The organism is Nocardia sp. CDC160, from assembly GCF_035818795.1.
Classification (GTDB): Bacteria; Actinomycetota; Actinomycetes; order Mycobacteriales; family Mycobacteriaceae; genus Nocardia.
The window spans coordinates 574,546-594,889 of sequence record NZ_JAYKYT010000004.1 but is presented as its reverse complement, the minus strand read 5'-3'; the positions used below and the strand labels follow the sequence as shown (position 1 = coordinate 594,889).

Annotated in this window: 23 protein-coding genes; 12 read left to right on the top strand and 11 right to left on the bottom strand. The window is 68.1% G+C overall.

Annotated features, from left to right (window positions below; genetic code table 11):
• Window positions 1-31: 31 nt before the first annotated feature.
• Window positions 32-817, top strand: a complete 786-nt coding sequence (locus VMT40_RS24295; protein WP_326361011.1) for a thioesterase II family protein — start codon at window positions 32-34, stop codon at window positions 815-817.
• A 21-nt stretch (window positions 818-838) separates the two neighbouring features.
• Here VMT40_RS24295 and VMT40_RS24290 read toward each other — a convergent pair whose 3' ends face one another.
• Window positions 839-1,384, bottom strand: coding sequence for a helix-turn-helix domain-containing protein (locus VMT40_RS24290; protein WP_326361009.1), 546 nt, complete (start codon window positions 1,382-1,384; stop codon window positions 839-841).
• A 92-nt stretch (window positions 1,385-1,476) separates the two neighbouring features.
• Here VMT40_RS24290 and VMT40_RS24285 point away from each other — a divergent pair, with 92 nt between their 5' ends.
• From VMT40_RS24285 to VMT40_RS24275, 3 genes are read left to right on the top strand one after another with little or no spacing between them, the layout of a single operon-like run.
• Entirely contained in the window at window positions 1,477-1,680 is a 204-nt protein-coding gene (locus VMT40_RS24285) for a hypothetical protein (RefSeq protein WP_326361008.1), read from the top strand.
• A complete protein-coding gene (locus tag VMT40_RS24280; RefSeq protein ID WP_326361007.1) occupies window positions 1,673-2,500 on the top strand; it encodes an ABC transporter ATP-binding protein in 828 nt (275 codons plus the stop codon). The genes VMT40_RS24285 and VMT40_RS24280 overlap by 8 nt, the downstream gene beginning before the upstream one ends.
• Window positions 2,497-3,249, top strand: coding sequence for a hypothetical protein (locus tag VMT40_RS24275; RefSeq protein ID WP_326361006.1), 753 nt, complete (start codon window positions 2,497-2,499; stop codon window positions 3,247-3,249). The genes VMT40_RS24280 and VMT40_RS24275 overlap by 4 nt, the downstream gene beginning before the upstream one ends.
• On the opposite strand, the gene VMT40_RS24270 is transcribed toward VMT40_RS24275, so the two are convergent.
• From VMT40_RS24270 to VMT40_RS24250, 5 genes are all read right to left on the bottom strand, one after another.
• On the bottom strand, window positions 3,233-3,607 hold the full coding sequence (locus VMT40_RS24270; protein ID WP_326361005.1) for a DUF2784 domain-containing protein: 375 nt from the start codon (window positions 3,605-3,607) through the stop codon (window positions 3,233-3,235). The genes VMT40_RS24275 and VMT40_RS24270 overlap by 17 nt on opposite strands.
• A 19-nt stretch (window positions 3,608-3,626) precedes the next feature.
• Entirely contained in the window at window positions 3,627-4,403 is a 777-nt protein-coding gene (locus tag VMT40_RS24265; RefSeq protein ID WP_326361003.1) for an O-methyltransferase, read from the bottom strand.
• A 203-nt stretch (window positions 4,404-4,606) separates the two neighbouring features.
• Complete coding sequence (locus VMT40_RS24260; RefSeq protein ID WP_326361002.1) at window positions 4,607-6,067, bottom strand: SDR family NAD(P)-dependent oxidoreductase; 1,461 nt, start codon at window positions 6,065-6,067, stop codon at window positions 4,607-4,609.
• Between the two features lie 49 nt (window positions 6,068-6,116).
• Window positions 6,117-7,253, bottom strand: coding sequence for a hypothetical protein (locus tag VMT40_RS24255; protein ID WP_326361000.1), 1,137 nt, complete (start codon window positions 7,251-7,253; stop codon window positions 6,117-6,119).
• Window positions 7,250-7,465 (bottom strand): hypothetical protein, encoded by a 216-nt coding sequence (locus VMT40_RS24250; RefSeq protein WP_326360999.1) that lies wholly within the window; start codon window positions 7,463-7,465, stop codon window positions 7,250-7,252. The genes VMT40_RS24255 and VMT40_RS24250 overlap by 4 nt, the downstream gene beginning before the upstream one ends.
• Before the next feature lie 125 nt (window positions 7,466-7,590).
• Between VMT40_RS24250 and VMT40_RS24245 the strand changes: the two genes are divergently transcribed.
• From VMT40_RS24245 to VMT40_RS24235, 3 genes are all read left to right on the top strand, one after another.
• The gene (locus tag VMT40_RS24245) at window positions 7,591-8,283 is read left to right on the top strand and encodes a TetR/AcrR family transcriptional regulator (protein ID WP_326360997.1); all 693 of its coding nucleotides are present in this window, start codon (window positions 7,591-7,593) and stop codon (window positions 8,281-8,283) included.
• An 86-nt stretch (window positions 8,284-8,369) separates the two neighbouring features.
• Window positions 8,370-9,515 (top strand): acyl-CoA dehydrogenase family protein, encoded by a 1,146-nt coding sequence (locus VMT40_RS24240; RefSeq protein WP_326360996.1) that lies wholly within the window; start codon window positions 8,370-8,372, stop codon window positions 9,513-9,515.
• Complete coding sequence (locus VMT40_RS24235) at window positions 9,499-10,170, top strand: TetR/AcrR family transcriptional regulator (protein WP_442790040.1); 672 nt, start codon at window positions 9,499-9,501, stop codon at window positions 10,168-10,170. The genes VMT40_RS24240 and VMT40_RS24235 overlap by 17 nt, the downstream gene beginning before the upstream one ends.
• Here VMT40_RS24235 and VMT40_RS24230 read toward each other — a convergent pair.
• Complete coding sequence (locus tag VMT40_RS24230; RefSeq protein WP_326360994.1) at window positions 10,167-11,207, bottom strand: saccharopine dehydrogenase family protein; 1,041 nt, start codon at window positions 11,205-11,207, stop codon at window positions 10,167-10,169. The two genes, VMT40_RS24235 and VMT40_RS24230, sit on opposite strands and share 4 nt — an antisense overlap.
• A 146-nt stretch (window positions 11,208-11,353) precedes the next feature.
• On the opposite strand from VMT40_RS24230, the gene VMT40_RS24225 reads away from it, so the two are divergent.
• Window positions 11,354-12,223 (top strand): AraC family transcriptional regulator, encoded by an 870-nt coding sequence (locus VMT40_RS24225; RefSeq protein ID WP_326360993.1) that lies wholly within the window; start codon window positions 11,354-11,356, stop codon window positions 12,221-12,223.
• 6 nt (window positions 12,224-12,229) lie between these two features.
• On the opposite strand, the gene VMT40_RS24220 is transcribed toward VMT40_RS24225, so the two are convergent.
• Window positions 12,230-13,234, bottom strand: a complete 1,005-nt coding sequence (locus VMT40_RS24220; RefSeq protein ID WP_326360991.1) for a sigma-70 family RNA polymerase sigma factor — start codon at window positions 13,232-13,234, stop codon at window positions 12,230-12,232.
• Between the two features lie 144 nt (window positions 13,235-13,378).
• Here VMT40_RS24220 and VMT40_RS24215 point away from each other — a divergent pair, with 144 nt between their 5' ends.
• Window positions 13,379-13,978 (top strand): dihydrofolate reductase family protein, encoded by a 600-nt coding sequence (locus VMT40_RS24215; RefSeq protein ID WP_326360990.1) that lies wholly within the window; start codon window positions 13,379-13,381, stop codon window positions 13,976-13,978.
• A 6-nt stretch (window positions 13,979-13,984) separates the two neighbouring features.
• On the opposite strand, the gene VMT40_RS24210 is transcribed toward VMT40_RS24215, so the two are convergent.
• The gene (locus tag VMT40_RS24210; protein ID WP_326360989.1) at window positions 13,985-14,905 is read right to left on the bottom strand and encodes an NADP-dependent oxidoreductase; all 921 of its coding nucleotides are present in this window, start codon (window positions 14,903-14,905) and stop codon (window positions 13,985-13,987) included.
• A 187-nt stretch (window positions 14,906-15,092) separates the two neighbouring features.
• On the opposite strand from VMT40_RS24210, the gene VMT40_RS24205 reads away from it, so the two are divergent.
• Together VMT40_RS24205 and VMT40_RS24200 are read left to right on the top strand one after the other, a co-directional pair.
• Window positions 15,093-15,497: a winged helix-turn-helix transcriptional regulator gene (locus VMT40_RS24205; RefSeq protein ID WP_326360988.1), complete on the top strand. Its 405-nt coding sequence runs from the start codon at window positions 15,093-15,095 to the stop codon at window positions 15,495-15,497.
• Window positions 15,498-15,526: 29 nt separating this feature from the next.
• Window positions 15,527-16,363, top strand: coding sequence for an LLM class F420-dependent oxidoreductase (locus VMT40_RS24200; RefSeq protein WP_326360987.1), 837 nt, complete (start codon window positions 15,527-15,529; stop codon window positions 16,361-16,363).
• Here the strand turns inward: VMT40_RS24200 and VMT40_RS24195 are convergent.
• Window positions 16,309-16,920 (bottom strand): YdeI/OmpD-associated family protein, encoded by a 612-nt coding sequence (locus tag VMT40_RS24195; protein ID WP_326360986.1) that lies wholly within the window; start codon window positions 16,918-16,920, stop codon window positions 16,309-16,311. The two genes, VMT40_RS24200 and VMT40_RS24195, sit on opposite strands and share 55 nt — an antisense overlap.
• 107 nt (window positions 16,921-17,027) lie before the next feature.
• On the opposite strand from VMT40_RS24195, the gene VMT40_RS24190 reads away from it, so the two are divergent.
• The gene (locus VMT40_RS24190; protein ID WP_326360985.1) at window positions 17,028-18,266 is read left to right on the top strand and encodes a serine hydrolase domain-containing protein; all 1,239 of its coding nucleotides are present in this window, start codon (window positions 17,028-17,030) and stop codon (window positions 18,264-18,266) included.
• Between the two features lie 72 nt (window positions 18,267-18,338).
• Here VMT40_RS24190 and ligA read toward each other — a convergent pair whose 3' ends face one another.
• Window positions 18,339-20,330 (bottom strand): NAD-dependent DNA ligase LigA, encoded by a 1,992-nt coding sequence (ligA, locus tag VMT40_RS24185; RefSeq protein ID WP_326360984.1) that lies wholly within the window; start codon window positions 20,328-20,330, stop codon window positions 18,339-18,341.
• Window positions 20,331-20,344: the final 14 nt, after the last annotated feature.

The window sequence follows — 20,344 nt, the reverse complement described above, 5'->3', positions numbered from 1 at the left end:
CCGTGGCGATTCTCACGGCATACTCGTTCGGGTGACTGTCACCGATCCCACCGGAACCACCTGGCTGCGAGAACTGAAGTCCGATCCGAACCCGCGCACCGTGCTGGTGTGCTTCCCGCCCGGCGGCGGCTCGGTCACCGCCTATCGAGCCCTGGCCCAACGATTCGGCTCGGGCACAGCGGTATTCGGGGTCCAGTACCCGGGGCGGCAGGACCGCCTCGGCGACGCCCTCGTCCCGGAGCTCACCGAACTGGCCGACCGCATCGCCGCGGACCTGCTGGCCTGGCCGAAGGATGTGCGCCCGGCCATCTTCGGGCACAGCATGGGCGCGATCGTCGCCTACGAGACGGCACGGCGGGTGGAGGCGGGCGGGCGCGCGGTGTCGCATCTGTTCGTGTCGGGGCGTCCCGCACCGGATTTCGAGGAGACCGGTCGCCTGCACGCGGGCCCCGACGAGGGCCTCATCGCCCAGCTCGAACTGTTGTCCAACGACCCGGAATCCGTGCGCATCCTGCGCGACGAACCGAGCCTGGCCGAATTGGTCCTGCCCGCCCTGCGCAACGACTACCGCGCCGTCGAGACGTACCGGCATCGACCCGGCGAGCCCTTACACACCTCGATCACCGCGCTGGTGAGCAATGCCGACCCGACCACGACCGCCGAACAGGCCGAGCGGTGGCGTGCCTACACCGCCGCGGATTTCGAGCTGGCCACCTTCGACGGCGGTCACTTCTACCTCGACCTGCCCGAAAACCAGCCCGCCCTGGTCGATTTGATCACGCGGACCCTGTCGGCGGTGCCGGGCCGCTCGAGCTGACGCCCGGACGCCCCGGGTCGATCAGCTCGGATGCTCCGAGGCGCGATCAGCGGGAAGGATGACGGTGCGCAGGAGCCGCAGCGTGCGCCCCGGGGCGGGGCCGTTGTCGAGGAACGGCGCGACCGCTTGCCCCAGCTTTCCCACGAAGTCGGCGAATTCGGCGTCGTCGAGCCACAATCCGATCATCCGGTAGCCGACGCCGTCGCGGACATAGTCGATATCGTCGCGCGTGAGGTAGCGGTCGAAATCGCCCACGAGTCCGGCCACATAGGCCATGAAGGCGCGGCGCTGCTCCTCGGTGCTCATGGCGGCCAGGGCCTCGTGATCGACCCGCGCCGCGGCCTGGCGCAGCCGATAGGTCCGTTCGACCGTGCCGCGCACGCGACGCTCGGCGACGACCTCGAGCACCTCGGCATTCACCAACCGGGCGATATGCCGGTAGAGGCTGCCCGGTGGGACGTCGTCGAGTTCGGCATTGAGCTCGGCGGTCGTCAGGGTCCGTTCGCCCAGGAAGGCCTGCACGATCCGGAGCCGAACCGGGTGCAGCAGCAGTTCGACGGAATCCACGGTGTCGACCGTAGCAGCTTTGATCTCACTATTGATAATGTTCACGATAGTGAGAACAATGGAATGGGGGTGGGACGAGGAGAGGAACCGCAGTGTCGAACATTCCCGTCGCCGCGCTGATACCGCTGATCGTGGTGGGGCTGGCTTTCGTCGGGTTCTGCTGGTACGACCTGAGTCGCGCCCGCGTCAAATACCTGCCGAAGTGGGTGTGGGCGATCATCTGCCTGATCAGCATTCCGCTCGGCGGGATCATCTACCTGGTGGTCGGCCGGGACGGTGTCGCCGACCGTGGCTGAGCACTACCTAGAAGTCCACGATGTCTCGGTGCGTTTCGGCGACTTCACGGCGCTGGACGGCGTCGGCTGGAGCGTCGATGGACCCGGGGTCATCGGACTGATCGGGCTCAATGGCGCGGGCAAGACCACCCTGATCCGAACCGTGCTGGGCTTGCAACCGGTCAGCGCGGGCAGCGTGCGCGTACCCATCGGGCTGGATGCCCTCGGATATTGTCCGGACACACCGGGTTTCGAGCCCTGGCTCACGGCGCGGGAGGTGCTCGAACAGTCGCGGGCCATCGGACCGGCCCGGCCGACGAGCGCGTGGTCTGTTGACGCCACGCTCGAGGCAGTGGATCTCCAGCGGCACGCCCATCGCCGCACCGGGGGATTCTCCCGGGGCATGTTGCAGCGCTTGGGCATCGCGGCCGCACTGGTGCGCGCACCCGAGGTGCTCATACTCGACGAACCCACCAGCGCCCTGGATCCCGAAGGCCGGGCCGCCGTGCTGGCGCTGATCCGGGACCTGGGCGGCCGGATGACCGTCGTGTTCTCCAGTCACCTGCTCGCCGATGTCGAGGATCTCGCCGACCGGCTGCTGGTCCTCCATCGCGGGCGCACGGTATTCGCCGGTCCGACAGCCGAATTCCTGGACCTGCACGCCGGTGCGCCGACCCTGCGGATCGCCATGAACGGCGGTCGGATCGTCGAGGCCGAACCGGCCGCGTGGGGCCCGGCCCTCGCCGACGCCGCCGCGCACAGTGGCGAGATCGCCGATATCCGGCTGACCCGGCCGAGTCTGACCGACGCGTTCTTCACCGCGATAGGGGAGAAGGCATGAACCGCACCGTGTTCCGCGTCGAATGGTATCGGTGGCTGCGTACCCGGCGTCTGATCGCGCTGGTGGCCGCCTTCGCGCTGTTCGGCTTCGTCTCGCTGCTGGGCGCGAAGTACCTGCCGGAGCTCATCGGGCGGTCCGGCGATATCCAACTGCTTCGACAGCCCGACTGGCGAGATGGATTGCAACAGTACGTGAAGAACACGGGCCTGCTGGCGGCAGCCGTGGCCATGGTGCTCGCCGCGCAAACGTGCGCACTGCGCAATACCGAGCCGATCGGCATCTACTACCTCAGCCGGGAAGTCTCGCCCGTACGCCTGTTCCTGCCGCGAATTCTGGTCGCGGCCGGTCTGATAGCCGTGGCGGCACTGGTCGGGGCCGCGGTCTCACTCTACGAATGCTGGGCCCTGTTCGGATCGTTCCCGTTGGCGTCCGGAGCGGGTTCGCTTGCGGTGCAGGCACTCGCGGTGGTCCTGTTCGCCGTGTTCGCGGCGGCCCTGGCCGCCCGACTCGGCTCGGCGGGCGCGGCGGCTGGCGTCACCGCCGGGATCTACGTGCTCTGCCTGCTGATCTCGACGGTTCCCAAGATCCAGCCGTACCTGCCCACCACCGCCCTGCAACCGACCATCGACGCCTCCGGCTTCGCATTCGGCGACGCGGCGAAATCGCTTCTGGTACTGCTGATCCTGACCGTGGCCGCGCTCACGACGGCGTTGACCACGCCGATCCGCGCGATCAAGACCGCTGCGTGACCGCCCGCCGCCGGGACAACATGTAGAGACCCACCCACGACACGACGACACAGATCACAACGAGCACCCGGACTTCCTCCAGCGCACTGCGCGGATACAGCACCCCCGTGATGTAGTGATCGATGAACCCGCTCGACGGCAGCCCCGCCTCACCCGCGCGATGCCGTGCCCAGTTCTCCAGATCGGTCAGCGGGCACTCGAATTTGAACAGGACCGTGCTGAAGCCCCAGGCGAAGGCCAGCACGTGCAGCCAGATGGTCCGCGGCCACCGCCACGCGATGAACCCGCCCAGCACGACATAGGCCACGAACAGAAAGTGCACGACCGCGGTCGCATCGGCGAGAAGCCGGTAGCCCATGCACCCAGAATAGGAGCGATCAGCCCAGGTATTCCGATTCCAGGACAAGATCCTTCAGCAGCGATTGGTACTCGGTGTGGGTGTGGTGCTCGACGGTGCGCCAGCTCGTGCCCTCGGACTCCCTCATATAGCGCCGGTAGTCGGGCGCGCCGGGAATCCCGACATTATCGGCGACCACCACGCTGCCCGGATGCAGCCAGCCCGCCTCCAGAATGGTCTTCAAGTCGGGCAGATACGCGCTCTTGTCGTGGTCCAAGAACACGAAATCCACTGCGCCGGGCCCGAATCCATGCTCCTCGATCAGCCGCTTGACGGTATCCCCGCCATCGCCGATGGTCCCGACGACCACGCTGACCCGATCGGCCAACCCGGCGTGGGCCAGCAGCGTGCGGGCGATCTCGGCATTCTCGGGATTCATCTCCACCGACACCAGCCGGGCGTCCGCGCCCAACAACCGCGCCGTGCGGATCGCGCTGTACCCGCAGTAGCCGCCGAGCTCGAGCAGCAGCCCGGGTGCCGCCTTCCGCAGTGCCGCATCGAGAATCAGCCCCTTCTCGTCCCCGACATTGACCAGCAGGCTGTGATTGCGCGCGAAGTCGTCCAAGGCCGCGAGCACGGCGTCCGGGTCGCCGGTGGGGGAGAGGGCCAGCACGAAATCGCGGGCCACCCGCTCCCGACCGTCGCCCACCTGCCCCGTCTTCACGAAAGTCCGCCCGCCCAGCGCGAATCGGAGCACCGACCAGCGCAGGAAGGGGAGCCGCTCACGCAGCGTCGAGGCGAAGGATCGTCCACTCATGAGATTCCGCCGGGTTCTCGTCGAGGCAGGGTGGGTCGATTATGGCCCTGAGCAGTGGGTCCGGGGTAGATAGCTGAAACAAACATACCGTTACGGAAATATGCGCATCTAAACATTAATCACCTTTTTCAGACATCATTACGACCCGACCCCCTCACCTCAAAAGCAGCTCAGAGAGGAGGGGGCCGGTCTCGTTGGGATGGTTACCAATTGGAGGGTTCGTAGTCCTTGAGGAAGCAGCCGAAGAGGTCTTCGCCCGCTTCGCCGCGGACGATCGGGTCGTACACCCGGGCCGCGCCGTCGACCAGGTCGAGGGGCGCGTGGAAGCCTTCCTCGGCGAGGCGGATCTTGGTGTAGTGCGGGCGTTCGTCGGTGATCCAGCCGGTGTCCACGGCGGTCATGAGGATGTTGTCGGTCTCGAACATTTCGCGGGCGCTGGTGCGGGTCAACATGTTCAGCGCGGCCTTGGCCATATTGGTGTGGGGGTGGCCGGGGCCCTTGTAGCCGCGGGCGAAGACGCCTTCCATGGCCGAGACGTTCACGACGTATTTGCGGCGGGCGGGTGCGGCGGCCATGGCCGGGCGCAGGCGCGAGATGAGGATGAATGGCGCGACCGAGTTGCACAGCTGCACTTCGAGGAGTTCGGTGGCGTCGACCTCGCCGACGTTCTGCACCCAGCTGTTGGTGTGGGCGAGGTCGGGGACCAGGCCGCCCGCGTCGATGGCGACGCCCTGCGAAATGCGTTCGGGGGTGGCCGATCCGGCGACCAGGGCCAGGTCGGTGATGTCGGCCGCGGTGAGGCCCGGGGTGAGCGAGGCGGTGAGCGCGGTCGGGTGGGCCTGCATGGTCTTGCCGAAGGTGACCACGTCGGGTAGTTCGCCCGCGGGCAGCGGTCCGTTCTCGGCCTCGACGAGGGCGCTGTAGGCCCCGGCGCTGCGGCGTACGGTTTGGGCGGCGTTGTTGATGAGGATGTCGAGGGTGCCTTGTGCGGCAACGTCATCGGCGAGGGCGACGACCTGGGCCGGGTCGCGCAGGTCGATACCGACGATGCGGAGGCGGTGGAGCCAGTCGGCGCTGTCGGGTTGGGCGGTGAAGCGGCGGATGGCGTCGTTGGGGAAGCGGGTGGTGATGGTCAGGTGTGCCCCGTCGCGTAGCAGGCGTAGGGCGATGTACATGCCGATCTTGGCGCGGCCGCCGGTGAGTAGGGCGCGGCGGCCGGTGAGGTCGGTGGCGGCGTCGCGTTTGGCGTGGCTCTTGGCGGCGCAGTCGGGGCAGAGCTGGTGGTAGAAGGCGTCGACGCGGGTATAGCGCTGTTTGCATATGTAGCAGGGGCGCGGTTTGAGCAGGGTTCCGGCGCTGGCCCCGGTGGTGGGCGAGCTGATCAGGATTCCGGCGGTTTCGTCGTCGATCCGGTTGGGTGAGCCGGTGGCGGTGGCCGCCACCACCTGCTTGTCGGCGGTGGCGACGGCGTCGCGGGCGGCAATGCGCTTGTTGCGCTTGAACTTCTTGAACATGTGGCCGACGGCGCGTTGCACGGTGACCGAGTCCGGGTGCTCCTTGTCGAGCTGTCCGGCCTGTTCGAGGACGCGCAGGCAGATGGCCAGCTCGTCGGGGTCGATGGCCGGTGCGTCGGTGGGTGCTGCCTGGGTGGTCTGCTCGGCCATCGGAAGCTGGGGTGATCCTTCGTGCGGGGGTGGTGGACGAGCAATTGTCTCAAAGTGCCGCGAGGAGCTCGAGTTCGCCCGCGTCGTCGTCGAGTCCGAGTTCGCGGGCGCGCTCGGCGACGCGGGCGCGGGCCTGGGGTTCCAGGGCCTGGGCGAGGGGGATCAGGGCGGACCAGAGTCCGGCGGTGTGGGCCTGGTCGATGAGTTCGCGCAGCCGTTCGTCGGTCTGGTCGGCGACGCGGGTGGCGATGAAGGCGAGTTGTTCGGTGGGCAGGTGGGAGGCGAGGGGTAGCAGGTTGACCCATTGGCCGCCGTCGAGGGCGGCGTCCATGATGGCGGCGAGGATGGTTTCGTCGTGGACGACGGGTCGTTCGGCGAACAGGCGCAGGTTGTGTTCGCTCATGGCGCTGGTGATGGGCAGCAGGGTGGCCCAGGCGTCGAGTTCGGCGACGGCGGTGATGAGGGCGTCGAGGACGTCGCCGCCGAGTCCGGCGGTGATGTCGCCGATCCAGGCGCGGTTGTGGGGTGCGATGGAGTCGAGCAGGTCGATGCCTTCGGCCCACATGTTCTGGTCGTAGGCGGAGCGGATGATTCCGGCGACGCGGTCGGCGACGATGTGCAGGACGTTGTCGATGGCGGATTTGTCCTCGAGTAGGAAGCCGATGCGCAGCAGGTCGGGGTCGCTCATGACGGGTGCGGCCGCGCGCAGGGCGGGTTCGGGGACGACGTGGACGAAGCGGCCCATGGTGATGTGGTCGCCGCGGGAAAGCAGTTCGCGCGCAACGTCGGTGACCATGGTGGGTGGGACGGCGGCGATGATGTCGGCGGTGCGGCGCGGGTCGAGTTGGACGGCGCATTCGGCCAGGAAGGCGGGGGAGAGGTTCTTGGCGATCTCGACGGCGCGTTGGGGTTCGACGGCGCTGGCGACGGCGGCGCACAGAACCGGTCCGAAGGCGCGTTCGGCCATTTTGGCGCTGAGGGCGACGGGCACGATTTTGCTGGCGGCCGCGATTCCCTTGAGTCGCTTGGTGTCTCGGTCGAAGAGTCGGTCGGTGACGCGTTCGCGGTATGCGCGAATGGCGGCGGGTGGCAGGTCGACGAGGAAGTCCAACTCGGTGGGGTCGGTAATGCCCAGGACGCGTGCGAGTTTGGTGGTTTCGGCGACGGCGGTGAGGTGGTCGCTCATAGTCCGAGTGCTTTCTTGATGGCGGGGCGCATGAGGCGCGGGACGATGTCGAGGGAGTTGGTGATGGCGGCGTCGAGGTGGTGGCCGCGGCGGGTGAGGGCTTCGCGCAGGAGGCGGTCGAGGTCGGCCAGGTCGGTGTCGGTGAGCTGGTCGAAGGCCTCGGGTAGGGGTGCGCGCAGGGTGTCGCGGAGTTGGTCTGCTGCGTGGGACATCGTCGTCTTTCCGGTTGTGCGTACTGCCGGTACAGTCATCGATACTGGCAGTACGTTATGTCGGAAATCAAGCCCGGAATACAGCAACCTACCTGCCGTACCGAAGGTACGTGTATGCTGCGCAGGTGGTTCGGAGCAGTGCCGGTGCGGCGGCGGTGACCCGCGAGGACATCGTGGACGCGGCGATTCGGGTGATCGATCGTGCGGGTCCGCGTCCGAGCATGGAGGACATCGCGCGGGAGGCGCGGATCACCAAGCCGCGGTTGTATCGGCAGTTCGCGGACAAGGGGGATCTGTTCACCGAGATCGCGGCGCGGATGTCTCGGCAGGCGTTCGCGGCGGCGGGCGCGGATATGACGTTGCTGTTGCAGCCGCCGCGAACGGCGTTGCGGCGCATCTTCTCCGAGTACGCGGCCGGGATTCTGGAGCATCCTAATGTGTTCCGGTATCTGGGGCAGGCGCCGGTGGTGCAGCAGTCGGGTGCCGGTGTGCTGCAACTGGATCTGGGTCGGGAGGCGGCGCGGCGGTTGGAGAAGTTGGCGCGGTCGGTGGCCGAGGCGGTGCCCCTGGAGACGGCGGGGTTGGATTATCTGTCGCGGGCGTTGATCGGGTCGGTGGTGTCGATGACCGATCTGTGGCTCGCGGATTCCGATACCCCGTCGGCGGAGCAGACCGCGGAGTTCGTGGGGCAGGCCACGGAGTTGGTGTGGGGTCTGATCGATGGGTTCCTGCGGCGTCAGGGCATCGAGGCGGATGCGGACACGCCGATCTTCACGGCGTTCGCCGAGGTGGGTCGGTCCCGGTCGACCGACCATTGACGCATTGTTGACACTTCGCCAATAGCCGTGCACGCTGAGGGGCGAGGCGCTGCGGCGCACCCCGAAGGCAAGCGAAGGAACACACCATGGCACGCCCCGCATGGAGCGACGACGAGGTCGAGGCGGTACGAGGACTGGCCACCACCTTCTTCGAGAAGGAGGTGATCCCGCACACCGAGAAGTTCATCGCCCAGGGCCACCCGGACCGCAAGCTCTACAACCGCGCCGGGGAACTGGGCCTGCTGTGCGCGGCCATCCCCACCGAATACGGCGGTGGCGGCGGCACTTTCGCCCACGAGGCGGCCATTATCGAGGCCCAGACCCACGCCGGGGACGGCTCACTGGGCATGTCGGTGCACTCCTCGATCATCGCGCCCTACATTCACCACTTCGGCTCCGAGGAGCTCAAGCAGCGGGTGCTGCCCAAGGCGGCCTCGGGTGAGATGGTGCTCTCGATCGGCATGACCGAGCCGGGCACCGGATCGGATCTGCAAAACATCAAGACCCGCGCGGTGCGCGAGGGCGACGAGTACGTCATCACCGGCTCGAAGATCTTCATCTCCAACGGCTGGCTGTGCGACGGCATCATCATCGCCGCCAAGACCGACCCCACCCAGGGCGCGGCCGGTGTGTCGCTGATCTTCGCCGAGGTCGGCGACGACGTGCCCGGGTTCAAGCGCGGCCGCATCCTGTCCAAGATCGGCGGCAAGGCCCAGGACACCGCGGAGCTGTTCTTCGACGGACTGCGGGTGCCCGCGGCCAACCTGTTGGGCGGGGTCGAGGGCCAGGGCTTCTATCAGATGATGCAGATGCTGGCCCAGGAACGCCTGGTGACCGCGATTCTGGCGGTCGCCATGACCGAGAAGGCCGTGCAGTTGACCATCGACTACACCAAGGGCCGCGAAGCGTTCGGCAAACCGCTGTTCGCCATGCAGAACACGCGCTTCGAGCTGGCCGAGTGCGCGACCGTCGCCAAGGTCGGGCGGGTGTTCCTCGACGACTGCATCACCAAACACCTGCGCGGGGAGCTCGATATCCCCACCGCGGCCATGTCGAAATACTGGTTGACCGATCAGCTCGGTAATGTGGTGGATCGCTGCCTGCAGTTCTTCGGCGGCTATGGATACATGACCGAATACCCGATCTCCCAGCTGTACACCGGCGCTCGGGTCCTGCGAATCCTCGCGGGAGCCAACGAGGTGATGAAGGATCTCATTGCCCGCTCACTCTGATATCGAGACCACCATCGAGCCGAGCGTGTCCGAGGACACCGCGGACGCCCCGTCGCGTCGGCGTCGGCTCGAACCCGACGAACGTCGCGCGCAGATCCTGTCCTGCGCGATCGACATGTTCGGCGAACGCCCCTACGCGGCGGTGTCGACCGCCGAGCTCGCCCAGCGGGCCGGGGTGGCGCGCGGGTTGATCAACCACTACTTCGGCAACAAGCGCGACCTGTATCTGGCGGTGGTACGCCGCATGGTGACCCTGCCGCGGCCGGAGAAGATGGTCGTGCCCGACGGATCGACCCGGGATCGGGTGGACGCCAGCGTGTCCTGGCTGCTGGACACCATCTCCGAACACGGGTCGACCTGGGTCAAGGTCACCGGGCACGAGGGTGTGGGCGACGATCCGGAAGTGCAGCGCATCCTCGACGAGGCCGATTACGCCGCCGCCGACCGCATGGTCACCATGATGGGGCTGTCGGATTCGCTGCACTCGGGCGAATTGCGGGCGCTGGTGCGCTGCTACGGCGGACTGGTCAAGGCCGCCGGGCGCGAATGGATCGTGCGCGGCAGCCTGACCCGCGAGCAGGTGCACCACCTGCTCGCCGACGCTCTGCTGACGCTGGTGACCGACACCTTCCCGAAGGTCGACGCGGGCCACTAGTTTCGTGCGGGGAGCTCCTCGACCTGCCATTTCACGCCGGTGGTGGCGAGGTGGTCGAGGAAGCTGGCCGGGTCGAAAGCCTGTGCCGGGGCCAAGGTTCCGGCGGGGGCGCCGTCGGTGGCGAGGCGGCGGGCGGCCTCTACGGCGATGACCGCGGTCGAGCCGTAGGGGTCGAAACCGGTGACCCAGCCGCGGGCGCGGCGACCGTCGACGGCGGTGGCCTCGGCCAGCATCAACCACTTCGATGCCGCCAGTACGTCGGAATCCGGGATTTCCGGCAGGGTTTCGGCCACTTCGGCGGTCAGCGAGGCGAACAGGGCCGCGGCCTCACCGCGGATCACCCCGCGCACGTGCGGGGTTTCCACGTGGCGGGGGATCGTGTACACCCCCGGCAGGGCCAGGGCGCTCACCGGCACCGGGTCGGGTTCGCCGGGCTCGGTGAGTGTGGTGTCCGGCAACCGCACCGATTGCCATGCGCGGTCGCGGTATTCGACCTGGTCGAGGACCATGATGGCGGCCATCGAACGACCGGTGCCGCGCGAGGCCGCGCCCGGGCGGCGCAGGTCGGCGATCACCACCTCCTGGATCGGGGCGTGCAGGTGGGCGGCGGTGAGCGCGGCGATCAGATCCCCGGGCACGCCGTCATCGGTGACGGCCGGAACCACCGCGACACCAGCCCTTTTCGCCGGTTCGTCGTAGGTGGACAGGATCTTGTGCAGATAGGCGGGCTCACCGGTGGTGTCGAGGTAGGGGCGACCGGCGGTGATGGCGGCGCGCACGACCGGCTCGCCCCACAGGGTGAACGGTCCGGCGGCATTGATGACCACGTCGGTGTCGGCGAAAGCGGTTGCGAGGGCGTCGATATCGTCGAGGGCGGCCACCCGCACCTCGGCGTCGGGGCGGCCCGCCCGCTCGGCGACCCGGTGCAGGCGGTCGGCGTCGCGGCCGACGAGCACCGGAGTCAGGCCGCGACGCACGAGTTCGGTGACGATGAGGGAGCCGGTGAAACCGCTCGCGCCGTGAACGGCAATACGCATGGGAGACAACTCCACTGGGTAGGTAGTCGGCCGGGAATCGGCCCGTGTCTCACGCTATGAGCGGCTCCCAGGACGATCCATGCTCGATACTCCGGTCCCGATGTCCGATCGTCCGGGCCGGTGGGCGGCGAGGGTACGGTGAGGTGGTGGATGTTCTCAGCGACGCGGTCGCGGCCATGCGCACCGGTGTCCCGCACTCCAATCGCACCGTCGCCCGCGCGCCCTGGCGCACGCACTTCCCCGCGGCGGGCAACAGTGCCGGTTTCCATGTGGTGCTGCAGGGTTCGTGCTGGCTGCTGCCCGATGCGGGCGAACCAGTGCACCTGCAGGTCGGTGATGTGACGTTCCTGCCGCGCAGTCGCGGACACGCCATCGCCGACAGCCCGGGCGGCGCACACGCGACCGGCGAGATCGGGGCCGAGACGGTGTTGCTGTGCGGCGCATACTCTTTGGACTCCGCCCGCGAGCATCCCGCGGTGGCCGAGCTGCCCGATGTGATCCATCTGCCCGCTCGCGTCGGACAGTATTCGCCGCTGCGTGCCGCGATCGATCTGCTGGGCCACGAGGTCGACACCCGGGACGGGTCCGGGGCGATCGCGCCGCTGCTGGAGGTGTTGTTGCTGTTCATGTTGCGCGCCTGGCACGAGGCGCATCCGGCCGACTCTGGATGGGTTGCCGCGCTGCGGGATCCGGCCATTCATGCCGCGCTAGCGGCCATGCACGCCGAACCGGGCGCACCGTGGACGGTGGGGTCGCTGGCCGCGCGGGCTGGACTGTCGCGGTCGGTGTTCGCGCAGCGGTTCACCGCCACCCTGGGTACCGGGCCGCTGACCTACCTGACCTGGTGGCGCATGACGTGCGCGGCGCGGCTGCTGCGCGACACCGACGTGCTGCTGCGGGTGGTCGCCGAAAAGGCCGGGTACACCTCCGAATACGCGTTCGCCAAGGCGTTCAAACGCGAATTCGGGGTGGCACCGGGACGATTCCGCAGCCAAGGGCGCACCGAGGCGGCCTGAGAGTGATTACTCGGCCTGCGGAAGCGATTGCGGCAGACCGAATGCGGGCAGAACCGTGCTGTCGAAGCGCGTCATGGCGGCTATCCCCTCACTGGTGACGGCCAGGACGAACAGGCCCGATCCGTGGCTGCCGAGGCTGGGGTAGCGGTAGATCCCGAAGGCCGGTTGGCCATTCGCGCGGGTCGGTATCAGCTCGAATCGGCGTGCCGAGTCGAAAACCATGGTGAAGAACCGGGCCACGGCGTCGCGGCCCCGGTATTCCAGGGGGATCGGTGGCATCGACATGAACACGTCATCGGTGAACAAGGCCACCAGTGCGTCGATATCGGCGGATTCGTAGGCGCTGACGAACTTCGCCACGATCGCCTCTTCGGCCGTCGAGTCACCCGGCTGGTCGCGCTCAGCGCGCATCGGTAGCCGCTGAGCCATGCCCGCCCGCGCCCGTTTGAGCGCGCTCTTCACCGATTCGACCGTCGTGTCGAGCATTTCGGCCACTTCGTTGGCGTGAAAGCCGAGCACGTCACGCAGGATCAGCACGGCGAGCTGGCGCGGCGGCAGGATCTGCAGGGCGGTCACGAAGGCCAGGGAAATCGATTCGGTTTGCTCATAGCGCGCCTCCGGCCCCAACGGCACACTGATCGCCCCGTCCAACAGCGCGTCGGGATAGGGCTCGAGCCATGGGATTTCCCCGAGCCCGCTGGGTTCGGGCAGGTCGACACCCGCGACATCCCACGCCTTGGCGGGTCGGCGGCGCGCGGCCCGCAACACATCCAGACACCGATTGGTGGCGATGCGATACAGCCAGGTGCGCACCGAGGCACGCCCGTCGAATCCGTCCAGGCCCCGCCACGCGGCCACCATCGTGTCCTGCAGCGCGTCCTCGGCATCCTGAAACGACCCGAGCATCCGATAACAGTGCACCTGCAACTCGCGTCGATGCGGCTCGGTCAAGGCCCGAAACGCCTCGCCGTCACCGTCTCGCGCCCGCGAGATCAGGTCCGTGCGCGCCACTGTCACTCCCGCCACCCCGTTCCTCGTGTCCCATTCCATCCTGTATGGACGTCGACTCGGGCGCGAAGGGGGCGCGCCCCCTTTCCCGATGCCGCGACGTCTATCTCGGTGCTGACCGACAACCTCGTCGAAGGAGCACGAAAAATGGGAAAGATCGTCATCACCTCGAACACCACCGTCGATGGCGTGGTCCAAGACCCCGACGGCGCGGAAGGATTCGAGCACGGCGGCTGGTTCCACCAAGCCGCCACACCCGCCGACCTCGCGGCCTGGGCCGCCCGCGAAACCCAGGAAGCACTCGCCGCCGAGGCACTGCTGCTGGGCCGACGCAGCAGCGAGTGGTTCGAATCCCGCACCCCGCAATTCGGAGCCCGCGTCAGCCACGACTGGGCCGAACGCATGAACAGCCTGCCCAAATACGTCGTGTCCTCGACTCTCCAACAGCCGCGCTGGCACAACACCACCGTCCTCAACGGTGATGCGGCCAAAGAGATCTCGGAGCTGAAGCGCAGAATCGACGGGGAAATCCTCGTCTACGGCAGCTACCAGCTCGCACGCACCCTGATCGCAGAGAATCTGGCCGATGAACTGCGCCTGGTCGTGTTCCCGATCGCGGTCGGGACCGGGCTGCGCCTGTTCGACCAGAGCAGCGAGCGCACGCCGCTGCATCTGGTCGACACCCGACAGTTGAGTGCGGGCTTGGTGTTTCACACCTACGAATTCGCCCACGACCACAGGTCGTAGCCGAACCTAGGGGATCAGCACGAGTCGGCCGCGCAGACCACCGCGCTCGAAGCGAGCGTGCGCGTCGGCGGCCTTCTCCAACGGGTAGGTCTCGGCCACCCGCAGGCTCAACGTGCCCGCCTCGACCAGGTCGACCAGTTCGGCCAGCCGCGCACCATCGGGAGCCTGCTGCACGGTGGTCACCGTGATCCCGCGCTGCGGTGGCGGCGCGACCGGCGGCAACAGCGCCACGAACGCGCCACCCTCGCGCACGACCGGCAGCAGCGCCGCCCCGATCAACGCCGCATCGATGACCGCATCGACCCGGCCCGCGCCCAGACGCTGCGTCAGATCGTCTCCGCGCGTGAGGAATTCGCTCGCACCCAGCGATCGGATCAGCTCGTCGTCGCCGGGTCCGGCCACCGCGATCACCCGCGCGCCCCGCGCGGTCGCCAGCTGCACCGCATACCCGCCCACACCGCCGGCGGCCCCGGTGATGAGCACCGTGCGCCCGGGCGCGGCCCCGGCCTGGGAGACGGCCAGATCCGCGGTGATGCCATTGAGCGGCAACGTCGCCGCCGCGGTCAGATCCACGCCGCTCGGGGCCGCGGCCACCAGATCGGCCGGGACCCGCACATATTCGGCATAGGAGCCCTCGAAGGTCTCGAGCCAGGGCAGCAGCCCGATCACCGGCTGCCCGATCTCACGACGCGAAGTGTGCTTGCCGACCTCTTCGATATAGCCCGCGAACTCCACCCCGGGCACATAGTGCTCACGCTGCGGCAGCAGCGCCGCGAACGCCCCGGCCCGAGCCCCGATATCGACCGGATTGACCGGCGCGGCAACGATTTTCACCAACACCTCATCGGCTTCGGGCTCGGGCACAGTCACCTCGAACACCTCGAGGACCTCCGGCCCGCCGAAACGGGAGAAACCAACAGCACGCATGACAAATGCTCCTGTGAAAGGGGAGAGAAGGAAGGTCCACCGGTGGGTGATTTCACCGTAGAACCGGGCAATGGCCCCGACCAGTAGGCACCCGAAAGTGCCCTGGTCACTCCCGCGCGCGCCCGCGGGCCGAAATCGATGCCCGCGAACGGGAATGCCCGGCCCGCCCGCCATCGCTGTAGAGACCGTGACGACCACCACCGCCGCACAACGCCGCGAACAGGCCAAACACGAATACAACGCCTTCCTCGCGGCCTGCCCCACCCATCAGATGCTCGACACCATCAGCGACAAATGGGTGTGTTTGATCCTGGCCGCGCTCGGTCCGGGTCCGCTGCGCTACGGCGAGATCCGCACGATCGTCGCCGCGGTCAGCAACAAGATGCTCACCCAAACCCTGCGCATCCTCGAACGCGACGGCCTGGTCACCCGCGCCATGACCGCGCAAGTGCCGGTGCGCGTGGACTATTCGCTCACCCCGCTCGGACAGACCCTGCTGCCGGTACTGTCCCAACTACAGCAGTGGGCCGAGGGTCACATGGACGATGTGCTGGCCGCCCGCGCCGAATTCGACACCGCCGCCGGGGAATGACTCGCGATCGTGAACTGTTGGTGGCCGGTATGGCATTCGACCACCTGGGAAAGTTCGGTGCATGGCAGTTCTACACGCAGTTCACCCCCGAAGCGGTGCGTGAACTCGAAGAACTCGGATACGGCGCGGTGTGGCTGGGCGGTTCGCCACCGGCGGACTGGGAAGGCTACGAGCAGTTGCTCGCGGGCAGCGAGTCGATCACCGTGGCCACCAGCATCGTCAACGTCTGGGGATCCAAGCCGGAGACGGCCGCCGACACCTGGCTGTGGCTCGAGGACAAGTTCCCCGGCCGGTTCCTGCTCGGCATCGGGGTCGGGCACCGCGAACACACCGACGTCTACACCAAACCCTATGACGCACTGACCAATTACCTCGACGTCCTCGACGCGCACGGTGTGCCCCAGCACGGGCGCGCGCTGGCCGCGCTGGGCCCGCGGGTGACGAAACTGGCGCGCGACCGCAGCGCCGGTGCACTGCCGTACCTGACGGTGCCCGAGCACACCGCCGAAGTGCGTGGCATCCTCGGCCCGGACCCGCTGCTGGCCGTCGAACACAAGGTGGCACTCGACGAGGACGCCGACCGCGCCCGAGCGGCCGGACGGGAGAAGGCCGGGTTCTATCTGGGCCTGATCAACTACGTGAACAACCTGCGCCGCTTCGGCTTCGACGAGACCGACCTGACCCAACCCGGCAGTGACCACTTCGTCGACGCCGTGGTCGCCCACGGCAGCGCCGAACAGATCGCCGACCGGCTGGCCGAGCATGTGCGCGCGGGCGCGAACCACGTCGCACCCCAGATCCTCGGCGAGGACTATCTCTCGGCGCTGCGCACCTTGGCACCGCTGCTGGCCGAACGACTCAACTGAGCGTCTTCGCCGCGGGTTTCGAGGCCGTCGAGGGCCTTGCGTAGGCGGGAAGCCCGGGTTTTCGGGCTTCCCGCCCGATACAGCTCGAGCACGATCGCGTACTGGCGAGTCCGGTCCAACGCCTCGAACGCCACCCGCGCACCGGGTTTCGCGCCGAGTGCGGCCGCCAGATCCGGGGGCACGGTGAACGAGGATTGCGGGGGATAGGCCGCGGCCCAACGCCCGTCGGCCTGGGCGGCGGCGACCTCGGCCAATCCCGGTGCGCGCATACGGCCCTCAGCGCTCAGGCGCGCGACCTTGTCCACATTGACCTGCGACCAGGCGCTGCGCGGGCGGCGCGGCACATACTTCTGCAGGTAGTGATCGGCGTCGAAGCCCTTGCGCTGCCCGGAGATCCAGCCCCAGCACAATCCGACGTCGACGGCTTCGTCCTCGGTGAGCGAGGCAATCCCCGACCCTTTCTTCGCCATGCGGATCCACACCCCTTCCGGGCGTGCGTGATTGACGGCCAACCAGGCATCGAAGGCCGCCGCATCGGCGAAGCTCACCGCATCCATACCCCTCACTGTGACAGAGGGCACCGACAAACAGACCAAACATCACCCACCAGAATTGTCTCAGACACATCTTGTGGTGGGTGTGCAGGCGCGGCTACCGTTGGTCGATGACGACCTCGCACTCCGCCGCCGCAGCCGGACTGCCCACCGGGGTACACGGCACCGCCGACCCCCGATTCGCTTCCGCGGTCACCACATTCGCCCGATTCTTCGCCCACCGCACCACCAACGGTGCGGCCTTGGCGGTCTACCAGCACGGCGAACCCGTCGTCGACATCTGGGCGGGCAGCGCCGACGCCCACGGCACGCCCTGGACCGCCGAGACCGGCGCGATGATCTACTCGGCGTCCAAAGGTGTCTCGGCCACCGTGCTGGCGCGCCTGGCCGACCGCGGCCTGCTCGACTACTCCGCACCGGTCGCCGAATACTGGCCCGCATTCGGCGCGAACGGCAAGTCCCGCATCACCGTCACCGAACTGCTCAGCCACCGCGCGGGTCTGTCGGCCCTGCCCGCCACCACCCCCGCCGAAGTCCTCGATCACGAACTCATGGAAGAACGCCTGGCCGCCGCGAAACCCGATCACCTGCTGGGCATCCCGATCTACCACGCCTTGACCATCGGTTGGCTCATGACCGGGCTGGCCCGTGCCATCACCGGCCACGACATGGCCCGGCTCTATCGCACCGAAATCGCCGAACCTCTCGGCATCGACGGCATCCACCTGGGCACCCCGCCCGCGGGATCACCCACCCACGCCGCTGACCTGGTCGGATCGCTGAAAACCCTTGCCGAACGCACTATTCCGACCCCGGTCGCCACCCTCGTCCCGCGCCTGCCACACCTGCTGCGCGACCCGCTGGCCGCGCTGTATGTGCCCGGGTTGGAATCGGTCTTCCGTGGCGAGCATCCCGCGATCCTGGCCACCTCGCTGCCCGCGGGCAATGCCGTGTGCACCGCGCGTGCCCTGGCGCTGATGTACAGCGCTCTGGCCTGCGACGGTTTCGTCGACGGCCGCCGCTTCCTGTCGGCGAACACCGTACGCGAACTCGAACGCATCCGCACCCGCCAACTCGACCACACCCTCCTGATCCCCATGTGGCACTTGGGCTTCCACAGCCTGCCCCTGCCGCGCGCCCCGCGCGGTTACGGCCATATGGGCGCGTTCGGATCCACCGGGTGGACCGACCCGGACTCTGGTCTCTCCGTCGGTTTCGTCCACAACCGCATGTCCCTGGGTTGGAGCGCGATCGACCAAATCTTCGTCGTTCCGCTGCTACACCTGATCCTGCGCGCCGCCCGCCACCCCGCCGCCGAGTTCGCCCAACCCGCCGCCGGGGCAGCCTGAGCAAACACCCACGGCCACCGGCCAACTCACTGCCGCACGGTCGAAGCCACGGCGGGGCAGCCGATCCGGGGATCAGACGAGGTTGGCCTCGATGAGCAGCGGCCAGATCTCGGACTGGTCGACGACCTGCACACCGAGCTTCTCGGCCTTGGCGAGCTTGGCATCACCGACGCCCGCGCCGGTGATGAGCATGTCGGTATTGGCCGACACCGACGACGCCGCCGTGGCACCGGCGCGTTCGCACAGCCGCTGGAAGGTGGGACGGGCGACCTTCTCCCCGGAGCGCGGATCGCTGATCGCGCCGGTGATGACGACCGTCTTGCCTTCCAGGGGCGCTCCCGCCGCCACGACCGGAGGCAGATCTTCTTCTCGCACATCCAGATTCACCCCCGCCTTGCGCAGGCGTTCGAGTTCGGGGCGCAGCCGGGTCAGATGTGCGGCCAGCGACGCGGCGACCTTCGGTCCGATGTCGTCGACGGCCACCAAACGTTCCTCGCCCGCGTCGGCGACCTCCTCGAGACTGGTGAACCCGGCCCGCGCCAGGCGCGCGGCGGTGCCGTCGGAGGCCATGGGGATCGCCAACCCGATCAAGGCGCGCCGCAGCCCGACCGCGCGGCTGGCGTCGATCGAGTCGATCATGCGCTGCGCCGACACCTCACCGATGCGGTCGAACTCGAGCAGGCGCTCCTTGGTCAAACCGTAGAAATCCGAAGGATTTTCCAGAATGCCCGCCTCGGCCAACCGTTCGATCCACACCCCGCCGATGGCATCGATATCGGCCGCCGCACGCGAGGCCCAGTGAATGAGCCGACGCACCGTCTGCGCCGGACACGACACATTGGTGCAGAACAGTTCTCGACTGTTGCCCTGTTCGGTCACCGGCTGCCCGCACGAGGGACACACCGTCGGCGGAACGATCTCGCGTTCGGCTCCGGTGCGCCGCGAAGCATCCAAAACCCCGGCCACGAAGGGGATCACATCCCCGGCGCGGCGCACCAACACCGTGTCGCCGATCTTGATGTCGCGGGCGCGGATCACCTCCTGATTGGCCAGGGTGGCGCGGGTGACGGTGGTGCCGCCCACGAACACCGGCTCGAGCCAGGCCACCGGCACGATCTTGCCGGTCTTGCCGACATCCCACACCACATCGGCGAGCAGCGTGGTCTTCTCCTCGGCGGCGAACTTGAACGCCAGCGCCCCGCGCGGAGAATTGGAGCGAGTTCCCGCCGCCGCGTAGGCTTCTCGATCGGCCAGCCGCAACACCGCGCCGTCGAGGTCGTAGTCCAGATCATTGCGGCCCGCCTCGATCGCGGTGATCGCCGCCTGAGCCTCGGCCGCATCGGCGCAGTGGCGCATGGCCGCGCCCGCGAATCCCAACCCCGCCAACGCCTCTTCCAGATCGTGGGTGGCGTGCTCGGGGGAGGAGTCCAGGTCGAAGCCGAAGAACTGCAGCCGCCGCTCGGCGACGGTGGCCGGATCCTTGGCGCGCAGCGTGCCCGCCGCGGCATTGCGCGGATTGATCAACGGCTTGTCCGGGTGGGCGAGGTTGTAGGCGGCGAAGGTCGAGCGCAGCATCACCGCCTCCCCGCGCACCTCCACCCGCCCCGGCGCGTCGATGCGCTCGGGCACCCCGTCGACCAGCGCGCGCACCAGCATCGTGACGTCGTCACCGGTGGTGCCGTCCCCTCGGGTGATCGCCCGCGCCAGCCGCCCGTCCTCGTACACCAACGCCAGCGACAGCCCGTCGAGTTTGGGCATCACCACCACCGACTGGCCCGGGAACCGCGCGAAGAACGCCTCGACCTGTTCGGGTTTGGTGGCCTTCTCGAGGGAGAGCATGGGACGCGAATGCCGTATCGGCGCGTGCAGCACGCCCGGCGCACCGACCTGATCGAGCGGATTCGGGTCCGGCGTCAACTCCGGATGCGCGTCGATCAACGCCCGCAGTTCGTCCTCGATCGCGTCATACTCGGCGTCGGCGACCAGCGGCGAGCCCTGATAGTAGGCCTCGCGCAGTGTCACGATCCGGTCGGCGAGCTCTTGGATGCGTTCCCCAGTGTCCACACCCGAAGACGCTA